Source organism: Morganella morganii H1r (assembly GCF_000633515.1).
GTDB lineage: Bacteria > Pseudomonadota > Gammaproteobacteria > Enterobacterales > Enterobacteriaceae > Morganella > Morganella morganii_B.
Map to the genome: position 1 here is coordinate 41,813 of NZ_AYMP01000007.1, position 22,060 is coordinate 63,872.

At 45.5% G+C, this 22,060-nt stretch carries 25 protein-coding genes; 12 read left to right on the forward strand and 13 right to left on the reverse strand.

Annotated features, from left to right (window positions below; genetic code table 11):
- Positions 1-22 precede the first annotated feature (22 nt).
- Positions 23-721, reverse strand: coding sequence for a flagellar basal body P-ring formation chaperone FlgA (gene flgA / locus U868_RS0104810; RefSeq protein ID WP_025152300.1), 699 nt, complete (start codon positions 719-721; stop codon positions 23-25).
- 255 nt (positions 722-976) lie between these two features.
- On the opposite strand from flgA, the gene flgB reads away from it, so the two are divergent.
- The 11 genes from flgB (at position 977) to flgL (ending at position 10,841) form a co-directional block, all read left to right on the forward strand.
- Positions 977-1,393, forward strand: a complete 417-nt coding sequence (gene flgB / locus U868_RS0104815) for a flagellar basal body rod protein FlgB (RefSeq protein WP_025152301.1) — start codon at positions 977-979, stop codon at positions 1,391-1,393.
- A 4-nt stretch (positions 1,394-1,397) separates the two neighbouring features.
- Complete coding sequence (gene flgC, locus U868_RS0104820; RefSeq protein WP_025152302.1) at positions 1,398-1,802, forward strand: flagellar basal body rod protein FlgC; 405 nt, start codon at positions 1,398-1,400, stop codon at positions 1,800-1,802.
- A 19-nt stretch (positions 1,803-1,821) separates the two neighbouring features.
- Positions 1,822-2,496, forward strand: coding sequence for a flagellar hook assembly protein FlgD (locus U868_RS0104825; RefSeq protein ID WP_025152303.1), 675 nt, complete (start codon positions 1,822-1,824; stop codon positions 2,494-2,496).
- Positions 2,497-2,538: 42 nt separating this feature from the next.
- Positions 2,539-3,750, forward strand: coding sequence for a flagellar hook protein FlgE (flgE, locus tag U868_RS0104830; RefSeq protein WP_025152304.1), 1,212 nt, complete (start codon positions 2,539-2,541; stop codon positions 3,748-3,750).
- A gap of 2 nt (positions 3,751-3,752) precedes the next feature.
- A complete protein-coding gene (locus U868_RS0104835) occupies positions 3,753-4,496 on the forward strand; it encodes a flagellar basal body rod protein FlgF (RefSeq protein WP_025152305.1) in 744 nt (247 codons plus the stop codon).
- Positions 4,497-4,519: 23 nt separating this feature from the next.
- Complete coding sequence (gene flgG, locus U868_RS0104840) at positions 4,520-5,302, forward strand: flagellar basal-body rod protein FlgG (protein ID WP_025152306.1); 783 nt, start codon at positions 4,520-4,522, stop codon at positions 5,300-5,302.
- A gap of 106 nt (positions 5,303-5,408) precedes the next feature.
- Positions 5,409-6,104: a flagellar basal body L-ring protein FlgH gene (locus U868_RS0104850; RefSeq protein WP_025152307.1), complete on the forward strand. Its 696-nt coding sequence runs from the start codon at positions 5,409-5,411 to the stop codon at positions 6,102-6,104.
- A 38-nt stretch (positions 6,105-6,142) separates the two neighbouring features.
- On the forward strand, positions 6,143-7,234 hold the full coding sequence (locus U868_RS0104855; RefSeq protein WP_051583020.1) for a flagellar basal body P-ring protein FlgI: 1,092 nt from the start codon (positions 6,143-6,145) through the stop codon (positions 7,232-7,234).
- Positions 7,234-8,178: a flagellar assembly peptidoglycan hydrolase FlgJ gene (gene flgJ, locus U868_RS0104860; RefSeq protein WP_025152309.1), complete on the forward strand. Its 945-nt coding sequence runs from the start codon at positions 7,234-7,236 to the stop codon at positions 8,176-8,178. Before U868_RS0104855 ends, flgJ begins: the two co-directional genes overlap by 1 nt.
- Positions 8,179-8,258: 80 nt before the next feature.
- Positions 8,259-9,893 carry a flagellar hook-associated protein FlgK gene (gene flgK / locus U868_RS0104865; protein WP_025152310.1) on the forward strand — a complete coding sequence of 545 codons (1,635 nt, stop codon included), beginning with the start codon at positions 8,259-8,261 and terminating at the stop codon, positions 9,891-9,893.
- A gap of 27 nt (positions 9,894-9,920) precedes the next feature.
- Complete coding sequence (gene flgL, locus U868_RS0104870; protein ID WP_025152311.1) at positions 9,921-10,841, forward strand: flagellar hook-associated protein FlgL; 921 nt, start codon at positions 9,921-9,923, stop codon at positions 10,839-10,841.
- Between the two features lie 76 nt (positions 10,842-10,917).
- On the opposite strand, the gene U868_RS0104875 is transcribed toward flgL, so the two are convergent.
- Positions 10,918-11,403 (reverse strand): bactofilin family protein, encoded by a 486-nt coding sequence (locus tag U868_RS0104875; RefSeq protein WP_025152312.1) that lies wholly within the window; start codon positions 11,401-11,403, stop codon positions 10,918-10,920.
- Between the two features lie 180 nt (positions 11,404-11,583).
- Positions 11,584-11,787, reverse strand: a complete 204-nt coding sequence (locus U868_RS0104880) for a hypothetical protein (protein WP_025152313.1) — start codon at positions 11,785-11,787, stop codon at positions 11,584-11,586.
- A 633-nt stretch (positions 11,788-12,420) separates the two neighbouring features.
- Between U868_RS0104880 and U868_RS0104885 the strand changes: the two genes are divergently transcribed.
- On the forward strand, positions 12,421-14,070 hold the full coding sequence (locus U868_RS0104885; RefSeq protein WP_025152314.1) for a methyl-accepting chemotaxis protein: 1,650 nt from the start codon (positions 12,421-12,423) through the stop codon (positions 14,068-14,070).
- 133 nt (positions 14,071-14,203) lie between these two features.
- On the opposite strand, the gene U868_RS26240 is transcribed toward U868_RS0104885, so the two are convergent.
- The 10 genes from U868_RS26240 to fliJ form a co-directional block, all read right to left on the reverse strand.
- Positions 14,204-15,865, reverse strand: a complete 1,662-nt coding sequence (locus U868_RS26240; RefSeq protein WP_025152315.1) for a methyl-accepting chemotaxis protein — start codon at positions 15,863-15,865, stop codon at positions 14,204-14,206.
- Positions 15,866-16,195: 330 nt separating this feature from the next.
- The gene (gene fliR / locus U868_RS0104895) at positions 16,196-16,981 is read right to left on the reverse strand and encodes a flagellar biosynthetic protein FliR (protein WP_025152316.1); all 786 of its coding nucleotides are present in this window, start codon (positions 16,979-16,981) and stop codon (positions 16,196-16,198) included.
- 3 nt (positions 16,982-16,984) lie between these two features.
- A complete protein-coding gene (locus U868_RS0104900; protein ID WP_025152317.1) occupies positions 16,985-17,254 on the reverse strand; it encodes a flagellar biosynthetic protein FliQ in 270 nt (89 codons plus the stop codon).
- Positions 17,255-17,269: 15 nt separating this feature from the next.
- The gene (gene fliP, locus U868_RS0104905) at positions 17,270-17,920 is read right to left on the reverse strand and encodes a flagellar type III secretion system pore protein FliP (protein ID WP_240182660.1); all 651 of its coding nucleotides are present in this window, start codon (positions 17,918-17,920) and stop codon (positions 17,270-17,272) included.
- Positions 17,921-18,005: 85 nt separating this feature from the next.
- Positions 18,006-18,416, reverse strand: a complete 411-nt coding sequence (locus U868_RS24020; protein WP_025152319.1) for a FliO/MopB family protein — start codon at positions 18,414-18,416, stop codon at positions 18,006-18,008.
- Positions 18,416-18,826, reverse strand: coding sequence for a flagellar motor switch protein FliN (fliN, locus tag U868_RS0104915; protein WP_025152320.1), 411 nt, complete (start codon positions 18,824-18,826; stop codon positions 18,416-18,418). The genes U868_RS24020 and fliN overlap by 1 nt, the downstream gene beginning before the upstream one ends.
- A 7-nt stretch (positions 18,827-18,833) precedes the next feature.
- On the reverse strand, positions 18,834-19,832 hold the full coding sequence (gene fliM / locus U868_RS0104920) for a flagellar motor switch protein FliM (protein ID WP_025152321.1): 999 nt from the start codon (positions 19,830-19,832) through the stop codon (positions 18,834-18,836).
- A 5-nt stretch (positions 19,833-19,837) separates the two neighbouring features.
- Positions 19,838-20,344: a flagellar basal body-associated protein FliL gene (gene fliL, locus U868_RS0104925; RefSeq protein WP_025152322.1), complete on the reverse strand. Its 507-nt coding sequence runs from the start codon at positions 20,342-20,344 to the stop codon at positions 19,838-19,840.
- 144 nt (positions 20,345-20,488) lie between these two features.
- The gene (locus U868_RS26245) at positions 20,489-21,616 is read right to left on the reverse strand and encodes a flagellar hook-length control protein FliK (RefSeq protein WP_025152323.1); all 1,128 of its coding nucleotides are present in this window, start codon (positions 21,614-21,616) and stop codon (positions 20,489-20,491) included.
- Complete coding sequence (fliJ, locus tag U868_RS0104935) at positions 21,617-22,060, reverse strand: flagellar export protein FliJ (protein ID WP_029990702.1); 444 nt, start codon at positions 22,058-22,060, stop codon at positions 21,617-21,619.

Genomic DNA, 22,060 nt, shown 5'->3' on the forward strand with positions numbered 1-22,060 from the left:
CATGGCACAAAAAGAACTGAAGTCAGTTTTGCATATTTATTGTGACTTTTTTCTTTCCGGTGACTTTTCCGGTGAGAATCTGGCCTGAACGGGTACGGAAGCGTACAGTATCACCTAAAGCACCATTATCCATTGATTTTCCGACAGTTGTTACCTGAAATCCATTACCGGAAGCAACGACACTGATTTCATCTCCCGTCAGTACAGACCACGTTTTTCTCAGTGAACCGGCAGTAACCGGCTGTCCGGATTTGATTAAACGGGTTGGTATCTTATCTGTTATCTGCTGCGGATCAGTGATGATATCCGCAGGCAACCCGTCCAGGCTTCCTGTGCGGAGTTCCAGCTGTGCCGCGGTGATGGCTTCACCGGGTAACAATGCCTGTCCGGCAACCCAGTATGTTCCGGTGACTGACACATTGATCCGGATGTAATGATTTTTTTTCCCGCACCGGGCCAGTACGGTCCGGTTTCCGGTGACTTTGCTGTTTTGCCCGCTGAGTGAAAGAGCAGGGTTATCGCAGAGGCTCTCCAGCTGTTTTCCTGAAGAAAGAATTTTAATTCTGAGGTCATCATCCGGTACGGTGTTTTTCTGCAGTTCCCCGCCAATCAGTGTCTGAATGTTTTTTTCCAGTACCGCAGACGGCTCAGATGCCGGGAATGCAGGCAGGCTGAACGTAATCGTCAGTAAGAGAAAATAACGGATGAATCTAAAGTCCACACTGACCTCAATGAGTTAAATCAAACAATATACATATCCGGATATTGTATATTAAATATCTTATAACCATAGCGCGATAATAGCGTCATAACTGACAGCAATTAGCGTGTTTAATGTTTCGTAAATAGATTTACATACATTTTAAAAAGATAAAAGCTTTAGCTTTTGTCAGGTTTTCAAAGTTTAGATTTATCCTGTTCTCTCATAAAATGAGAATATAAATTGAACTGAAAAATATATTGTCCGGGTGTGATAATGCTAGATAAATTTGATAATGAATTACGTTTTCAGCATGAGGCGTTACAGCTGCTTTCACAGCGTCAGGATATTATTGCTGCGAATATAGCTAACGCAGATACGCCCGGATATCTTGCACGAGATATTGATTTTTCTCAACAACTGAAGGATGCGAATGATCGTCTCAGTGTGGGGAAAATGGGTAATGTTAAATTAGCAATGACATCCGGAAAACATATTCCGGGTGCATCTTCCGTACTGGAAAACAGCCAGTTACTTTACCGGGTGCCTGATCAGCCAAGTGCAGACGGTAATACCGTTGATATGGATCGTGAGCGTGTCAATTTCGCTGATAATACAGTGAAATATCAGACAAGTTTAACCATCCTCGGCTCACAATTAAAAGGCATGATGACTGTTATCAGCCAGGGTTAATTATATGTCATTGTTTAGTATTTTTGATATTTCCGGTTCCGCGATGTCGGCACAATCAAAGCGCCTGAATGTCAGTGCCAGCAATATGGCGAATGCCGATAGTGTTGCCGGACCGGATGGTCAGCCGTACCGGGCAAAGCAGGTTGTTTTTCAGGTAAATCCGTCCATCGGAACAGAGATCGGCGGCGTTCAGGTCTCCGATGTGATTGAAAGCGATGCGCCATTCCGCCTGATTTATGACCCGTCAAATCCGTTTGCAGATGACAGTGGTTATGTCCGTATGCCTAATGTTGATGTTGTGGGTGAAATGGTGAATACCCTTTCAGCTTCAAGCAGTTATCAGGCAAACGTTGAAGTTATGAATACGGCAAAAACACTCATGCTGAAAACATTGATGTTAGGCCAGTAAGGCCAGTAAGGAAATTGACATGTCTGTATCACCCGTAACACAAAATTCGACCACTGACGATTCTTACAGTGCAGTAAATCAGGTCAGTGCCGCTGATGACTTATTAAGCAACTTTATGACGCTTCTGGTTGCGCAAATGCAAAACCAGGATCCGACTAACCCGATGGATAACAACCAGCTGACATCTCAGCTGGCACAGTTCCAGACCGCCGCCGGTATCGAAAAACTGAATAGCACAGTCGCCATGAATACGGGTGTGGTGTTCAGTATGCATCAGAATAATGCGGTTAACTGGATAGGCCGTACTGTTCTCGTTGAGGGTGATACGGTGGTAACCATCACGGAAGACGAAAATCCGGAGCTGGCATTTTCTATCAACAGTGATGTTGAAAAAGTCAAAGTTACCTTCACCGATGATCAGGGCAATGTGTATGTTGGTGAAATTCAGGATGTGAAAAAAGGTATCAATACCTACACCATGGACGATGTGACCAACTTCCAGCCGGCAGAACCGGAAGGCGGACCGTTCACTGTCACGTATTCGGCGACAACGGCCGGCGGTGATGCACCGGATATCGTCGGATTAAAATCGGCTGAAGTGGAAAGCGTTGACATAAAAAGCGGTGTGGCTGTTTTACATCTCAATGGCTTAAACGGCACCGTTATGCTCGGTGAGATTTATCAGGTTCAGTAACGGCCGGACCGCAGTTATTAACCCCTCAGGAATATATTAAATATGAGTTTTTCACAAGGTCTCAGTGGATTAAATGCCGCGTCCCAGGCTCTGGATGTTGTTGGTAACAATATCGCCAACTCACAGACGGTTGGTTTTAAATCAGGTTCTATCGCGTTTGCGGATGTTTTCGCAGGCTCACAGATCGGTATGGGTGTTCAGGTTGCCGGTGTGAACCAGAATTTCAGTGATGGTGTGCTGGGAATGGGAAACAGCCAGCTGGATATGGGTATTCAGGGCGATGGCTTTTTCCGTCTGGTTGATGGCGGCGGTAAAGTGTTTTACAGCCGTAACGGCCAGTTCAAACAGAATGAAGATGGCTACATTATTAATAACCAGGGTATGTACCTGACCGGTTATCAGGCAACCGGTACGCCACCGACTATTGAGCAGGGCGCCGCTATTGAACCTATTCAGATCCCGAACGGCAATATGCCGCCGCGTGCGTCTGACGCCGGTAAAATGAACGGAAACCTCTCCTCCGGAACGGAAGCTATCGACGAGACAACGAACCCGTTTGATCCTGAAAATGGCAGCAGTTACAACTCTGTCAGCCAGGTCGATGCGTATGACAGTCTGGGGAATAAACATACGATTAACGTTTATTACGTTAAGACCGGTGATAACGAGTGGAAAGCCTATTCTATGGATACCACATCACCGACAACTAACCCTGCCTGGCAGGAAACAACCCTTGAATTCGATACATCAGGCCAGTTAAAGGATCCGGTCAAACTGGGTGTCAAAGGTGATCCGTACAATGGTGCGGAGGCACTGGATTTTGAGCTGGATCTGACCGGTATGACCCAGCAGGCATCGGACACCTCAATGAAAAGCCCGAGCACGACAGGTTATGCGCCGGGTGAGATGAACGGCTTTATCATCGGTGATAACGGTGAAGTGATTGCCTCATACAGCAACGGACAGCGTCAGACCGTGGGACAGATTCTGCTGAGCAACTTTACCAACCCGGGCGGACTGACGCCGGAAGGTAATAACTGCTGGAGCGAAACACCGGCATCCGGTCAGCCGACAACCGGCATTTCAGGCACCGGAAATCTGGGTAAGCTCTACGGGCAACGCCTTGAGGCATCCAATGTCGATCTCAGCCAGGAAATGGTCAACATGATTGTTTTCCAGCGTAACTACCAGTCTAACTCCCAGACTATCCGGACGCAGTCTGAGCTGTTACAGACACTGGTCAACATAAGCTGACTATGGATAACGTCATTTATACAGCACTGGGCGGCGCGAATGCCGCCCTTAATCGTCAGGCTGTTACCAGTAATAACCTTGCTAACGCATCAACAACCGGTTTCCGGGAACAGATTTCTGCCTATCGTGCAGTTCCTGTTATCGGCCCGACGGTTGAAACGCGGACACTGGTTGTTGAATCAACCCCCGGATCCAGTTCGGCAATGGGGCCTGTCAATATGACCGGGCGCGCACTGGATGTTGCACTGCCTCAGGATATCTGGCTGGCGGTTGAACTGCCGGACGGCGGGGAAGGATATACCCGCAACGGGAATATTGAAATTGACAGTGAAGGGCAATTACTGGTGCGCGGACGTCCCCTGATGGGAGACGGCGGTCCTCTGACTGTTCCGCCGCAATCAACACTGACTATCGGTTCTGACGGTACCATCACTGCACAGGGTGCAGGGGATGAACCGTCCGCACTGGCTCAGGTCGGACGAATCAAGCTGGTCAATGCCCCTGTGCAGACACTGGTCAGAGGCGATGACGGCCTGTTCCGCTCAGGAATTGCGGATGCACCTCCGTTACCGGCTGACCAGGAAGCACAGCTGATGCCGGAAATGCTCGAGGGAAGTAACGTCAGCCCGGTTAAATCGATGGTCGATATGATTGCCACGGCCAGAAGTTTCGATATGCACATGAAAGTGATCACCAGTGCTGACAGTAATGCCAAAAGTGCTAACCAGCTGTTAAGTGCCGGCTAGTCACAGGAAGAGGAAGCAGGAATATGATTCGTTCTTTATGGATAGCAAAAACTGGTTTGGAAGCGCAGCAAACGAACATGGATGTTATCTCCAATAACCTGGCAAACGTCAGTACCAACGGATTTAAACGTCAGCGCGCGGTATTTGAAGATTTACTGTATCAGACACTGCGTCAGCCGGGGGCTCAGTCTTCGGAGCAGACAACGATCCCGTCCGGCCTGCAGATTGGTACCGGTGTTCGTCCGGTTGCCACGGAGCGTCTGCATACCCAGGGCAGCCTGGTGCAGACCAATAATCCGCTGGATCTGGCGATTGAAGGAAAAGGATTCTTTCAGGTGCTGTTGCCGGACGGAACAACGGCGTATACCCGTGACGGTTCTTTCCAGCCGGATCAGAATGGTCAGTTAGTGACGTCGAATGGTTATCCTGTTCAGCCGGCCATCATGATCCCGCAGGATGTGAAACAACTGACGGTCGGTAATGACGGTACCGTCAGTATCACGGTTAACGGACAAACCGGCTCACAGCAAATCGGACAGTTAACGCTGGCTACGTTTATTAATGATACCGGCCTGGAAAGCATGGGCGGTAACCTCTATCTCGAAACTCAGTCTTCCGGCGCACCGAATGAGTCCACACCGGGCTTAAACGGGGCTGGTATGCTGAAACAACGTTATGTGGAAACCTCCAATGTCAATGTTGCTGAAGAACTTGTGAGCATGATTCAGACGCAACGCGCTTATGAAATAAACAGTAAAGCTGTTTCCACTTCGGATCAGATGCTGCAACGTCTGGCACAGCTTTGATTTCAGTGACGGGTCATGTCAATGGCCCGTCACTGTCTTTCTTATAGTGAAAAATATGACAACTACTTTGTTTTTCGCCCGGCTGGACAGGCAGATAAAAAACGTGATGAATAAGTCGCTTTCCCGCCGCATCCTCCCGCTGACATTACCACTGTTGCTGACTGCCTGTGTGCAGTTTCCGCACACACCTCTGGTGACCGGAACGACGACAGCCACACCGCAGCAGGCTTCACCTGTCGCAGCCAACGGTTCTATTTTCCAGACAGGGCAGATGATGAATTATGGTTATCAGCCGATGTTTGAAGATCGCCGCCCGCGTAACATCGGGGATACGCTGACTATCCTGTTGCAGGAAAATGTCAGTGCCAGCAAAAGTTCTTCTGCCGGTGCTTCCCGTGACGGTTCAACGGGGCTGTCTTTTGATGCGACGCCTCATATGCTGCAGGGTGTTTTTGGTGGCGACCGTGCGAACACGGCCATCAGCGGAGACAGTAATTTCGCCGGAAAAGGTGGTGCAGCAGCGAAAAATACCTTCAGCGGTACGATTACAGTAACGGTCCGGCAGGTGCTGGATAACGGTAACCTGAGTGTGGTGGGTGAAAAACAGATAGCCATCAATCAGGGTACTGAGTTTATTCGTTTTTCCGGTGTGGTTAACCCCCGTACTATCAGCGGCAGTAACACTGTGGTGTCAACACAGGTCTCTGATGCACGTATTGAATACGTGGGTAACGGCTACATCAACGAAGCGCAGCAAATGGGATGGCTGCAGCGTTTATTCCTCAATATTTCTCCATTCTGATTAAGTGAATCATGAAAAATATATTTTTAAGGTATTGGATGGGAATGTTGTGCGTATTAAGTACGCTGACTTTTTCACACTCCGTTTATGCCGAGCGAATCCGTGATTTAACGACGATCGAAGGTGTCCGGAGCAACTCGCTGATGGGATACGGACTGGTCGTCGGGCTCGATGGTACCGGTGACCAGACGATGCAGACGCCTTTTACGACGCAGAGTCTGAATAACATGTTATCCCAGCTGGGGATCACGGTTCCGCCGGGGACCAATATGCAGCTTAAAAATGTGGCTGCGGTGATGGTAACGGCGGACTTACCGCCGTTTGCCCGTCCCGGGGAAAAGATAGACGTGGTGGTTTCCTCGATGGGGAACGCCAAGAGCTTACGCGGCGGAACGCTGTTAATGACCCCGTTAAAAGGGGCGGATAATCAGGTGTATGCCCTTGCCCAGGGAAACCTGCTGATGTCCGGTGCGTCGGCACAGGGCGGCGGTTCGCGTGTTCAGGTTAATCAGCTTAACGGTGCCCGTATCAGTGATGGTGCGACCGTCGAACGTGAAGTGCCGATGGATTTTGCCAATCAGCGGGTACTTAAGTTACAGCTGAATCAGGAAAACTTTACCGTTGCACAGGCAATCAGTGATGTGATTAACCGCCGGTACAGCGCGGCGGCGACACCGGAAAATGCCCGGAGTATTTTACTGCATGCGCCGATGGACAGCGCTGCCCGGGTTCGTTTCCTTGCGGAAATTCAGAACCTGCCGGTGAGAGTGGATGCCGGGGATGCATTGGTTATCGTGAATTCACGTACCGGCTCAGTTGTCATGAACAGACACGTCACGCTGGAATCCTGTGCGGTGGCGCAGGGCGATCTCTCTGTTGAGGTATCGAGAACGAATCAGGTCAGTCAGCCGGATACACCGTTTGGCGGCGGACAGACTGTCGTAACACAGGAAACACAGGTTTCACTGACGGATAAAGGCGGCGCCCTTCACCGGATCAATACCAGTGCTGATTTGAATAATGTGATCCGGACGCTTAACAGCCTGGGAGCCACACCGAATGATCTGATGTCTATCCTGCAATCAATGAAAAGTGCAGGGTGTCTGCGGGCACGACTGGAGATAAACTGATGAATGAGTTACTGAACCGGGACGCTGTATTTGATTTACGTTCTCTGGATACATTAAAAGCCTCGGTCAAAAGTGACTCTTCAGAGGGTGTCAGGGCTGTTGCTAATCAGATGGAAGGGCTGTTTGTCCAGATGATGCTGAAAAGTATGCGGGATGCCTCGTTCAAAGGCGGACTTCTGGATAGCCCTCAGTCCAATATGTTTACATCGATGTACGATCAGCAAATCTCCCAGGAAATTGCCGCGACCGGCAAACTGGGACTTGCTGACCTGATTGTGTCGCAACTTACCGGTGAGAAGGTCAGCAGTGAACAGCTGACCGGCGGCAACCATGTTGAGCTGCCCGGCCGCCTGTCACGGACAGTCGGAAATGCACTGATGGCCGGTGCTGAACAGGTTCTTCCTCAGGCTAAAGCAGCAATGGCGCGGTTATCGGAAGGGAGCCCGGCAGGCAGCTTTATTTCCAGAATGCTGGCACCGGCGATTGAAGCGGAAAGAAAAAGCGGCATCCATCACCAGTTGATTATTGCCCAGGCTGCGCTGGAATCCGGGTGGGGCGGAAAAGAGATTGTGACCAAAGACGGAAAACCGAGTCATAATTTATTTGGTATCAAAGCGACCCCGAACTGGAAAGGTGAAAGAACAGAAATCACCACGACAGAATATATCGGTGGTGTAAAACAGAAAGTAAAAGCCGAGTTCAGGGTATATCCGTCTTATGCTGCGGCGTTATCTGATTATACGTCTTTATTGAGTAAAAATCCGCGTTATAAACATGTGGTCAGTGCCCCATCACCTGAAATAGCGGCAAAAGCGTTGCAGTCGGGCGGATATGCAACGGACCCGCATTACTCCGGCAAGCTGATTAATATTATTCAGCAGGTTAAAAACAGTACTGGTCACGCTATCAGTGCCTATAAAAATGATGCTTTTGAATTATTTTAATCCGGAAAGGTTTAGTCATTTTTTAATTCGCCGATATTTTTAATATCAGACTAAATAAATTTGTCATAAGCAGGTGAATAATGAATCTCATGTTCCTGGCCCGCAGCGGGCTGAGCTCTGCACAAGCGGGGTTAAGTATAGTTGGTAATAACCTTAATAATGCTTTGACACCGGGATATAGCCGTCAGACGCTGCTTCTGGGCGAGGCCGGCGGTAAAGCGACGAGCTATGGCTTTTTCGGGTACGGTGTTCAGATTGATGGTGTACAGCGTGCCTATGACGGATTCATTAATAATCAGGTGCGGAACTCAAACTCTGAATATTCCGCACTCGGATCCCGTTATCAAAATGTCAGCCAGATAGATGATATGTTCGGAGATACCAGTAACAATATCTCTAACGCATTCGGCGGTATTTTTGAAGCGATGCAAAAGATGAGCAGCAACCCTTCCGGCATTGCTGAACGTCAGGAAACGTATGCTCAGTTTAATTCCATCAGTTATAAATTCCGCAATGACAGTAAGACACTGGATGGACTGGAAAAGAGTACAAATACTCAGATTAGCCAATCAGTAGATGATATTAACAGTTGTGCCCAGCAACTCGCGAACATCAATAGCGAAATTGATAAAATATATGCTCAGACAGGTACATTACCGGCGGATTTATTAGATCAGCGGGATCTGTTACTGGATAAACTGAGTGGCCAGGTTGATATCAGGGTTAATGAAAATCTTGAGACAGGACGGGTTGACGTTACGCTGGCCAATGGTCTGACATTAGTTAATGGTGATAAAGCCTACGCACTGGAAGCCAGACCATCACCATCGAATCCGAATATTACAGAAGTTGCCTATATTGATGCATCAGGAAATGCATTGTTACTGGACGAACAGAAATTCACCGGCGGTAAGCTTGGCGGATTATTTGAGTTCCGTAATAACGATTTGGTGACTGCCCGTAATGAACTGAACCAGCTGGCATTGCAGATGGCAAATGAGTTCAATACGGTGAATGCTCAGGGTTATGACGCAGACGGTAATCCGGGCGGAGATATTTTTAATATTCCTGACCCTGTTGCGCTGGCTAACCGGAATAATCAGAGTGATACAACGTTAGATATTACTTACACCGATATCAGTGAAGTTAATGCGATTGAATACAGCCTGACCTTTGACGGCACGGACTGGCAGGTTAAAACCAGTGACGGCCGTACCATTACGCCTGATACGGGGCCGAATGGTGAACTGTTATTTGATGGTGTGTCGGTAACACCGAATGGCACTCCGGTTGAAGGCGACAGCTTTATCATGAACCCGGTTTCCGGTGTGGCTGGCGGCATAACGGTTGCACTGGCCGATGGCTTTGGTATCGCAGCATCAAGTTCACCGGATACGAGTGAAACCAGCAATAACGAAAACCTGCTGTTGTTACTGGAAGTAAAAGACAAAAAAATGATCGGTAATTCCACGTTTACAGAAGCGTATGCCGGTATGGTGAGTTCTGTAGGCAGTACGGTCAGCGGGTTAAAAGGTGATCTGACAACAACGAATAAAGCCCTGGAACAATGGGTATTCCAGAAGCAAGCTGTTTCGGGTGTTGATATGAACGAAGAGTTCATCAACTTAGCGATGTTCACCCAGTATTACCAGGCAAATGCCCAGGTTCTGCAAACGGCAGTGACTATTTTTGATACGATTTTGAGCATTCGCTAATCAGCAGATATAACAAGAGGTTTAATTATGCGTTTTAGTACCAGTTATATGTATCAGCGTAATGTTGACAGTATGTCTAATGCGACGGTGAACTTTAATAACGTTTATACGCGCTTGTCTGCAGGACAAACTCTGCTGAAACCGTCTGATGACCCGGCAGCGGCATCTCAGGCGATTATCTATAAAAATGCATTATCTGATATAAATCAGTATGATACTGCAAGAATGTTTGCACAGGATGCATTAAGTTATGAAGATAATGCGCTGAACTCTATCACAAATCTTCTGACCAAAAACCTGACAGAAAAAATTGTTCAGGCAGGTAACGATACCTATTCAGATGCAGATCGTGAGGCATTAGCCGTCGAGCTGGAAGGTATCCGCGATAACCTGCTCGATTTGGGGAACAGCAAGAACAGTAATGGCCGCTATATTTTTGGCGGATATAATTCTGATTCTCCGCCATTTTTACCGGATGGTACTTATGTCGGCGGTGATAAAGCGATTACCCAGAAGGTCGGTGACAGCGCAGAAATGCAGATTGGTCATACCGGCAGCGATGTCTTTATGAGCGGAACCAGTGATGATCTGTTTGTTGCGCTGGATAACGCGATAACAGCATTAAGACAACCTGTTGAAACGGATGCGGATCGTGAGGCATTACGTGATGTGCTTGATAACACGAACCGCTCAATCAATAAATGCATTGATAACCTGGGTAAGGTGCAGGCTCAGGTTGGTACTAATTTACAACAACTGGAACAGATGGGATTCGGTTCTGATGTAAATAAAATTTCAGTTGAAAGCCGTTATGAGCAAACGATCGGTGCGGATTCTGAGGCATTTATATCTCTGACAACTCAGGCGGCAATGGCTGATTTCGCACTTCAGGCATCAATGTTAGTTTTTCAGTCCATGAAGAATACGTCATTATTTAATATGATGTGATAGTGATCTTTTTCATATAATTTGCCAGTATATATGCAAAGGGCGGAATAGATATTCCGCCCTTTTTTTTCCGCGATTAAGATTTTATAGTATTCTTTTCATCGTATTCTTCCGATTGCCCGATAAACGAACCACCTTTACGGATAGCCAGGTTAGATACACGGCAAATTCCTTTTAATTCTCCATGTTCGAGAATATCTAATTGTTTGGCATTACAGGAACCGACAAGAGATCCGTCAATTAATACGGTTTCAGCAAAGACATCACCCTCAACTAACCCGGAACGCATAATACTGACAGTACCTGAGGTTGATTTGATCTGTCCCTTTACTTTTCCGCATATTTGCAGATCACCGTTAAACTCAATATCACCGGTTAAACTTGTTTTTTTACTTATAACAGTAACTTGTCGTTCTTCCTGTGCTTTTTGCTTTTCTTCCTGCATCAGAGCTGCGTCACCGGACTGATGATTGATATTATCTGTACTATCATTGATTGCACTGGATTTTTTTTGCAGATCATTTTTTTCTTGAGGTTTCACATTTTTTTTATTCTTGAACATGTTTTTTTTCCGGTTATATATAATGATTATTACAGACAAAATTACAGTGCAAATTAAAAGCACAGGCCATAAGGTATTTTTTGTTACCGCAGAGTACAGGAAGTAAAGCCAGAGAATCCAAACAGAGGTAAGACAAACGTTTTTCATAAAATACTGACCACTATCATTGATGATCCACCATTATTGTTTTCTGGTGTCATGCGTTTCCGATGGTTTATTTTTTGATATTGATATATCTATATCGGAAACACCTTCAATACCAATGCTTATAGATAATCTGTTTTCATTTACAGATATTTTTGTTTTGGCATTGTTCCCGACATAGTTATGTATAATTTCCTGCATTTCTGTCATCATTTCTTTTAGATCATCTTTGTAACTCATGCCAATATCCTCCTCTGCAATATTTATATTATAAACATCGGTGGAGTATTAACCAACCAAATAACGACATGCTAGTTTAATATAAACAAGCATTTTTGAGCGTTTATAAGCGATTAGGATTTTACTGTGATGTAATATACTACGGTTAAGAAAAATCTTATCAGTGATTTGATTTTATAAAATAATTTTATTGATAATAATTTAATATCAATAGTGAAATTACTTCATTCCGTTATTTTAAATATATTTTTTTGTGTGATTCCCGATAGTGTCAGTGTGGTGATGATCATGACAAGATGCTATCTATTTGAATCACCTGAACTTATATGTCCTGAGTTTCCTATCTCTTAATAAGATGACGGTTTTGATAGTAATAGTAAGGTTGGTGATCAACAAGAATAACCATCCTTATATTATGGTTATGAGGCGACAGTTTCATGATTTATTTGGTTGTTCCCTGGTTTTATAATTAATTATATTTCTGTATTTTTTGTTTAATTGCGGTAATTAAAATTATATTTATGATTTTATATATTTAAAAAGTTTGGCTGTAAAATAATGCATAATGGATGGCTGCTTTATTTTAAAATAAAAATTTTAATTGTTTAATTACTATAGAGGTAAAGGGTAAAAATGTTAAGTAGAATAAGGATTCTGACAAGCATATTGCTTGTTTTGGGTATTTTTTGTATGTTGCAATTAGTCTCCGGTGGATTTTTCTTACAGACTGTAAAGAATGATAATGAAAAATTCACCATGATTAATAACTTAAAAGCGCGTTCAGATGCCCTTGGTGATGTCTGGATTGATTTATTAAAATCCAGAATGGAACTGAGCCGGGCATCATCACGGCTGCTGCGTAATAATGATAAAATAACACCGGAATCGCTGGAGTTTATCAGTTCTGCTGAGAAATCAATGGCAGATGCTGAAAAACAGTGGGCGCTGTTTAAATCACTACCGACAACACTGGAAAATGATAATTCAAAATATCTTGAAGAAGAATATAATAAATACCTTGGCGCTCAGCGTAGTTTAGTGAATTTTTTACGTTCTGAAAAAATAGATGAATATATTGCTCAGCCGACGCAGGATTTCCAGGATGCGTTTGAAAAACAATATAGTGATTATATGCAGTTAAACAGTGTTCTTTATAATAAAGTCGTTGAAGAGAATACAATAGAATATAACCGTTCTATATGGATACTTCTGGCCATCATCATCAGTGTATTTATTATTATCAGCTTAGTATGGTTAGGTATCCGCCGGATACTGATTTCACCATTAAACCGTATTGTTGAAAGTATTCAGTATATTGCCAAAGGCGATCTGGTCAGAACGATTGATGTTACCGGGAAGAATGAAATCGGGCAATTAGGTGATGCATTACGTCATATGCAGGTTGAACTTGCAAATACGGTCAGTGATGTCCGTGATGGTGCTAATGCGATTTACAACGGTGCCAGTGAAATCTCTGCCGGTAATAACGACCTGTCGGCCCGTACTGAACAGCAGGCGGCATCCCTTGAGGAAACTGCGGCCAGTATGGAAGAATTAACGGCAACGGTACGTCAGAATGCGGAAAATGCCCGTCAGGCCAGTAACCTGGCTCAGACGGCCTCTGATACCGCTCAGCGCGGTGGCAAGGTTGTGGACGATGTGGTCGATACGATGCGTGATATCGGCGGCAGCTCACAAAAAATTGCTGATATCATCAGCGTGATCGATGGTATCGCGTTCCAGACCAACATTCTGGCACTGAATGCGGCGGTGGAAGCCGCCCGTGCCGGCGAGCAGGGCCGCGGATTTGCTGTCGTGGCCGGTGAGGTGCGTAACCTGGCCCAGCGCAGTGCGCAGGCAGCCCGTGAGATCAAGAGCCTGATTGAGGATTCTGTCAGTAAAGTCGATGCCGGATCCGTTCTGGTTGAACGCGCCGGTGAAACCATGGGTGAAATCGTCAGTGCTGTCACCAGAGTGACCGATATTATGGGCGAGATTGCTTCAGCGTCTGATGAGCAGAGCCGTGGTATTGATCAGGTTGGCGTGGCGGTTGTTGAGATGGACAGAGTGACTCAGCAGAATGCGGCGTTGGTAGAGCAATCCGCAGCGGCTGCCGGATCACTTGAAGAGCAGGCGAGCCGGTTAACTCAGGCGGTAGCGGTGTTTAACATTCAGGCATCTGCTCTGAATCTCCGGAATCACAGCAGTAAAAATATACCGGTGCCGTCACCTGCAGTGAAGAAGAAAACAGACAGCTCAGACGATGACTGGGAAACATTTTAATGACCCTGCAATGCCTGATTTAATGGCATGAATAACGTCTGAGTGTTACCGGATTAGGTATAAGGATCAGATCCTGATACCTGTCCGGTAACGTTTAACCCGCTATATCAGATAACGTCCTGACGGATGTTCCTCAGAACGCTTCCCACTCTTCCTCGTATTTTTCTTTGCCACCCGCCGGCATGGCATGATGCGGCGTTACCTGCGTATTCGTGACAAAAGAGGCGGCCTTTGTTTTTTGTACCGGGCTTTGCAGGGCATTCCGGATATTGAAGATGGCGACCGCATCAGTCAGTCTGCCGGCCTGGTCTTCCAGTGCAGCGGCAGCGGAAGCGGATTCCTGTACCAGTGCCGCATTCTGCTGGGTAACAGTATCCATTTCTGATACCGCCCGGCCGACCTGGTCAATACCACGGCTTTGTTCTTCCGATGCAGAGGCAATTTCGCCCATAATATCGGTAACCCGGGTAACGGCGCTGACAACTTCAGTCATGGTTTCACCGGCACTTTCCGCCTGTTTTGACCCCACATCCACACGGCTGACAGAATCTTCAATCAGATTTTTGATCTCACGGGCTGCCTGTGCACTGCGCTGGGCCAGATTACGCACCTCACCGGCCACGACAGCAAATCCGCGGCCCTGCTCGCCGGCACGGGCGGCTTCCACGGCCGCATTCAGTGCCAGAATGTTGGTCTGGAAGGCAATGCCGTCGATCACACTGATAATATCTGAAATTTTCTGTGAACTGCCTGAAATATCCCGCATGGTCTGCACAACGCTGTCGACCACCAGGCTGCCTTTGCGGGCCGTGTCTGACGCATTCTGTGATAAGTGGCTGGCCTGAAGGGCATTCTCTGCGTTTTGTTTTACCGTGGATGTCAGTTCTTCCATACTGGCTGCGGTTTCTTCCAGTGCAGAAGCCTGCTGTTCAGTACGGGAGGAGAGATCATTGTTTCCTGTGGCGATTTCGCTGATACCGGTATAAATCGCATCGGTTCCGGAACGGACATTATCGACAATATCAGCCAGTGAGTTTTGCATATTATCTAATGCGTCTGTCAGCAGATATATTTCATTGAATCCGGACTTATCAATGTTATTTGTCAGGTTTCCGTTTGAAATGTCATGTATATAATTTATCGCCCGGTCAAGTGGTGATGTTAAAAGTTTTTTAAAACCAAATAAAATAGCTAATATTATTAATAAAAAGATAAATATTAAGGATATTATAATAAATGATATTTTTTTGATAAATTCATCAACGGAATCATTCATTTCTGATACGATTAAATCGACGTTACTGAGATATTTTGAATAAATTATATCAAAAGCTTCACGCTGAGGTGTTATATCATAGTTGTGAAATTCCTCCATAGAGTTGTTTTTTAATATATTCAGCATTTTTTCAATGCTCAGATGATATGCATTATAATTTTTTGATAACTCACTCAGCAGTTCAGGATTGACCCGGCTTGGAATAGCGTCAGCAGTATCCCACTCTTCTTTGGATTTTTTCAGTGCGGCCATGGCGGTGTTTAAAATCGCTTCGCCCTGCGCAATCCGGTTGTTATCAAACCTGGCGGCTGCACGGGATGCATCAAGCCTTGCCTGCTGTAGATTCGCTGCGGAATCATTAACCAGATCAATTCGTTGTTTTATCAAAATAACAGCAGAAAAATCATTTCCTATATTGACTATGGATGTGTAAAAAAAAGTGCCGGTTATTAACTGCGATATCATTAATATCAAAACAAAACATAATAAAAATCGTGATGTTTTTATTCTTTTTAACATGTAAAACCTCGGGTTTAAGTATTATCTTCACCGGATGTAAATTAGTTTATTGTTTTTTTATATATAACATATAAATGTTGTTATTATGTGAATAAACAATTTTATCCGAAGTGCGCCGTGCGAAAACTAATTCAAAGAGATAATTGATGGAAATATACCCAATTTATAGGTTTTCATTCCATATATATCATCTCCCATAAGTATATATCGGCAAGGGAATAAGGAGACTAAATGTCGTAATGAAAATATATAGAGAAGTGTCCGGATGAGAGTAAATATTTTACCAGATGTAACATAATCAATAATAAAATTATAGTGGTGTGAGAAATCTTATACCACACTGAATCCTATCAGTACCGATGACAGGTTTTCAAAAATGGCGTTAATCAATCTCTGAAAGAAAGGAGAGAACGAGTACATCAGTAAACTCAGTGACAGCATACCAATGCTTAATGACAGCGGAAAACCAACGACAAATATTGATAACTGTGGTGTCAGCCGGTTGAGTATACCCATAATCAGGTTCAGACAAAGCAATACGCTGACAATAGGTAAAGCCAGGATCATGCCGCTGGTGAAAATTAATCCCGATGTCTGCACAAAAATCATAAACCCTTCGGATCTCAGGAGTTTGTGCTGGATAGGTATCGCGTCGAAACTCATAACCAGTGCGTCAATCAGCATCAGATGACCGTTGAAGGCGAGGAAAAGCAGTGTTGCCAGTAAATTCAGGATACGTGAGATAACAGGCATGTTTTGTCCGCCTGAAGGGTCATAAAACGTCGCAAACGAAAGACCCATCTGCAAACCGATAATTTCCCCGGCATGGCGGATAGCAATGAAAATAAACTGTATTGTCAGCCCCATGGCCACGCCAATCAGTATTTGCTGGATACCGACCCATAACGCATCGATTGAAAATATATTGACCTGTGTCTGAGGAAGGCCGGGCGCAACCAGTAACGTCAGTATCATCGCCAGTGCGATTTTGGTTTTTTTATTGATTTCTTTTTCATTAAAAATCGGCGATGAACTGAAAACGGCAAGAATACGTAAAAACGGCCAAAAGTATTGGTTAATCAGGGGGTATAAACTGAGAACGGAAAGCGAGAGCAAGGGTTACCCCACTGAACCCGGAATATTGGTATAAAGGGTATGCATATAATCCAGGAAAATGACCAGCATTTTAGGGCCAAGCATAATACCGACAGCAACGATCATCAAAATTTTAGGGATGAATGACAACGTCATTTCGTTGATTTGGGTTGATGCCTGCAGAATACTGACAACCAGACCTGTACCCAGGGCGGTCAGAAGCAGAGGAAGCGCAATAATCAGGCCGACTTTGATTGCCTCATAGCCCATACCCATAATACTTTCTGGTGTCATGCTGCTTCCTTAAATTTAACTGTAAAAGCTTTGTGCCAGCGATCCCATGACCAGCTGCCAGCCGTCGACAAGCACGAAAAGCATCAGCTTGAAGGGGAGTGAAATTGTCGCAGGCGGAACCATCATCATACCTAATGCCATGAGTACGCTGGCAACCACCAGGTCAATGATCAGAAAAGGAATGAAAACGGTAAAACCTATCTGAAACCCGGTTTTCAGTTCACTGATAACAAATGCCGGCATCAGAACCCGCAGCGGTACATCCTGCGGTGTCGCGTAATTATCATGTCTGGCGATACGGGTAAACAGCGCTAAATCACTTTCACGGGTATGTTCCAGCATAAACGCTCTGAAAGGCTGTTCCGCTCTCGGAAGCGCTTCTTCCATCGTGATTTTATCTTCTGACAGCGGTACCCAGGCATTTTCATAAACATCACTGAACACCGGCGCCATAACAAAAAAGGTCAAAAATAATGCGAGACCTAATAAAACCTGGTTTGGGGGTGTTGATGGTGTTCCCAGCGCACTGCGTAATAATCCCAGTACGATGATAATCCGGGTAAACCCGGTCATCAGCAGTAAACAGGCCGGTAAAAATGTCAGTGACGTTAACAGAACCAGTGTCTGAACCGGTAATGACCAGCCTTCCGAATGGCCGTCCCGCATCAGCAGGAGATCACTGTTTGCAGCCCAGGATATCTGGGGGAGTAACAGTGAAAATACCGCTGTCAGTACAGGAATAATGTAATGTTTACGCATCATTTTTATCAGCTCCGCTTTTCCCGGCGGTCAGTCCTTTCAGTATTTTTTTGAAGGGTGCCGGGACAGGATCTGATATTTCTTCAGCCGGTTTTTCCATTGTGGCCAGACATTGCATATTTTGCTGACAGACACCTAATAATAACAATTGCTCATTGAATTCAACGACGACTAACCGGCCATGTTGTCCGATAAGCTGGTTATGTCTGACGGTAACCAGGTTTGATCCGTTTCCGGTTTTTCCGGAAAAAAAACGTAACCGTTTAGCTACCCATGCACCAACAACGAAGAGGAGAAGTACCAGTACTAATCCTCCTCCCACCTCACTGATAAGGCCTCCCGGTGTAAATACAGGGGCTTCCGGTGTTGTTGTCTGCGTTGTTGATTGTGCTTGTGTTGTCATTATCTGCTCAGACGGTGGATCCGTTCGGAAGGCGTAATGATATCGGTAATACGTATCGCAAATTTATCCGAGATAACGACGACTTCACCCTGGGCAATAAGGTAGCCATTAATTAAAATATCAAGAGGTTCACCGGCCAGACCGTCCAGTGAAACGATTGACCCCTGGTTTAACCTCAGAAGTTCTTTAATCGTCATCTTTGTTCTTCCGAGTTCAACGGTCATGTTTACCGGAATATCCAGAATCAGATTGAGATCTTCAGGGAAGCTGTTTGTGATATGGTCAGTCGCCGCATTGGATGTTTTATTCTGCTCTGATGTCTCAGCTGCGGACTGCTCACTCATAGCACTTCCCCACAGGTCATCTAAATTATCCTGATTTCCGGTTGGTGAAGTTTCGTTATCACTCATTTTTCAACTATTCCTTTGTAAATGATAATAAAGCCGAGGGAATGAGATTCTCGACTTGTAAAGCATACTGATTTTCTCTGCAGCCATATTTCGCTGACAGTACGGGAACTCCGTCAACAGCAGCTTCAATTAAATCGGGTTTATCAAATGAAATAATGTCGTCTTTCTTCATTTTTAATACATCAGAAAGACGTGTCGGAATATTCACTAACGTTGACACCAGTTCGAGCTCAGTATTTTTTACCTGCTGCGCGAGTGTGTTACGCCAGTTTGTATTTTCCTGCCGGGAATTTTCCAGCGGCGGATTCATCAATAATTCTCTGATAGGTTCAATCATGCTGAAAGGAATACAAATATCAAACTCACCACTGTGTGATCCCACCTCAACATAAAACGGTGTGGTAACCACAATATCATTTGGTGATGATGTGATATTTGTAAATTTCACTTGTATTTCAGAACGGACATATTCTGTTTTCAGCGGAAAAATAGAACTCCAGGCTTCATTATAGGCCTGTAATGCCATGTTCAGCATGCGGTTAATTATGCGTTGTTCTGTCGGGGTGAATTCACGGCCGTCAACTTTTGTCGGAAAACGACCATCCCCGCCAAACAGGTTATCAACGGCAATAAAGACCAGATTAGGCGAACAAACGAATAATGCGGTCCCGCGCAAAGGATTCAGATGCACTAAGTTCAGGTTTGTCGGAACCGGAAGGTTACGGGCAAACTCATGATAAGGCTGAATTTTTATCCCGCCTACAGTGACGTCAGGGCTACGGCGTAATAAATTAAATAAGCCGCTGCGAAACTGCCGTGCAAAACGTTCATTGATGATCTCAAGTGAATGCAGACGTTCACGAATAACACGGCGTTGTGTATTCGGATCGTAAGGCTTGATATTCGCATCAAGATTCAGCTTATCTTCAGAACTGCTGTTTTCTCCCTGGTTTTCACCATTTAACAGCAGATCAATTTCAGCCTGGGATAAAAAACTATCAGACATAAATATTACCGTAGTATAAATGCATTAAATAAGACATCTGTTATCTGTATGCTGTCCTGACCGTTCAAAGACTTATTTATTACATCTTTAATTTCAGACATCAAACGCTGCTTACCTTCGTCGTTTAATAAATCACCCGGTTCCTGATGAGAAAATAACATCAGTAAACGACTGCGGATTTCCGGTAAAAATTTCTCAATATTTTGTTTTGACGTTTCGTTCGCCAGTCTCAGCGTCAGGCCGATATATAAAATCTTAGGGCTTCCCGGCACTGATGGTTTCAGGCTGATCGTAAATGCTTCCAGAGGAAAATAAATCGGCTCAGGTGATACAACAGCTGGTCTGGCTACAGTTTCCGATGCAGTATTCATTAATGTATCTTTTACTTTCTGATGTTCAAACCACATATACCCTGCAAATGCGATTGCAGAGATAGTCAGACTCATCATTAATAGTAAAAGAAATGGAAACTTAGATTTTCCTTCACTTTTTTTTTGTTTCTTCCTGGCCATTCTTGAATTAATTCCTGTATAAAAATCTGTATGCCAAAAATGGCAATAAAGATGAGATGTGTATCTTATTACATCTCATCAGTTAGACAATTCAGTGAAAAGCGAAAATTAATGCCGGCAGTTTAAGGGTTGATTCGCTTATCGTCAGGCGAAAGTATTGATACCATTACGATAATAAGTTAATTGTGTTGCCGGTGCCGGTTCTTCATGCTCCTCCTGAATATCCGGATCTTCTTTTCTGAGCCGTTCCGGTGTTCCTGCCCGCTTATCGCCCGGCGTGGTTCCGGAATCTGCACCGATATGGCTTTGTCCGAGCTGAATCCCCGATTCATTTAACGACTGGCGTAAATTCGGCAGGGCGTTTTCCAGGGCATCACGGGCATGCGCGTGCTCAGCGATGAAATGAATACTCATGCGCTCATTATTCATCCGCATACTGATTTGCACCGCACCGAGCTCTTCCGGATGTAACCGCAGTTCCGCATGCTGGATACCATTACGGGCGAAAAGCGCAATCTGCTGTCCCAGTGATTGTTGCCATTCCGCCGTTCCGGTTGTCTGAGGTAATACTGATACAGGAACCGGGGCGGATGCGGCCGGTGTTATGGTTGCAGGCCGGGTTTCCGCAATCCCTGCCGGCAGTAATGTTGTTTTTTCGGCAAGGGTATTTTCATGACTGACAACAGATTCATCCGTCTGCATATTGCCGTATACCGGTACCACAGGTTCAGCAGGTTTACCGGATAAGACTTCAGCCGGCTGCGGCGCTGAGGCCGGTGGTGCATTCCGCGCTTTATCAGACACCAGCGTCATCCGGTTATCCGGATCCTGTCTGACGGTACTGACGGCATCACGGACCTGCGCGGCGGTGGTTGCCAGTTCATCAGGGACGTCAGCAGCTGCGGCAGCGATGTCGGTTTCCGGCATCATTTTTATCAGCGGGGATTCAGCGGCTGTATCACCGCCTTCTGCCGGTACGCCGGCTACCGGTTTTCCGTCAGCGGTTAAGGCAGGCTGATCAGCGCCGGCCGGTAACGGTAATGCCGGCATCGGTTGTTCGAGCGTGTTAACCGGCGCGGTAATGAGTGCTATCTCATTGACCGGATTTTCCTCCGGCGGTTTCTCATTATTTTCAGACGCATTGTCTGTTACTGAGGCTAACAAGGCCATATAACCGGCCATATCAGCAGCAAAATCACCCTGCCCGGTGTAATCCTGATGGTTGAGACTATCAGGCGTGCCGGAATAGGTAGGTATCATATTTATGTTCATTTAAGTATTCCTGCGGGTAACACGTTGAGCGAATTCATCCATCAATTTTTGATCACGCCGGTTTTCCTGCATTACACGGGCGACTTCAGCGCGTTGTTTCAGTGTGTCGAAAGCATTAAGCCGTTGTTTATCCTTGTGCCATAAACCAACAGCGTTATCGACTGAGTGCTGACACAATTCCACCTGGTGTTTCTGGTGATTGATGACCTTACCAAGCGATGCAATAAATGATTGGTGTGACAATAATTCAATGACTGTCATCCCTTTATCCGTCATCCCTGACTGCATTTGCTGCTGATATTCCTGCTCATAATTTTCGAGCGATGTCAGCTGGTTGTTAGCATGAGCATATTCCTGCCGCATCTTTCCGAGATGGTTCGTGGTATCGGTCAGTTTTTTATCGGCCAGGTCGCGTAATACGTCCATAGGGTCATGACGGCTCAT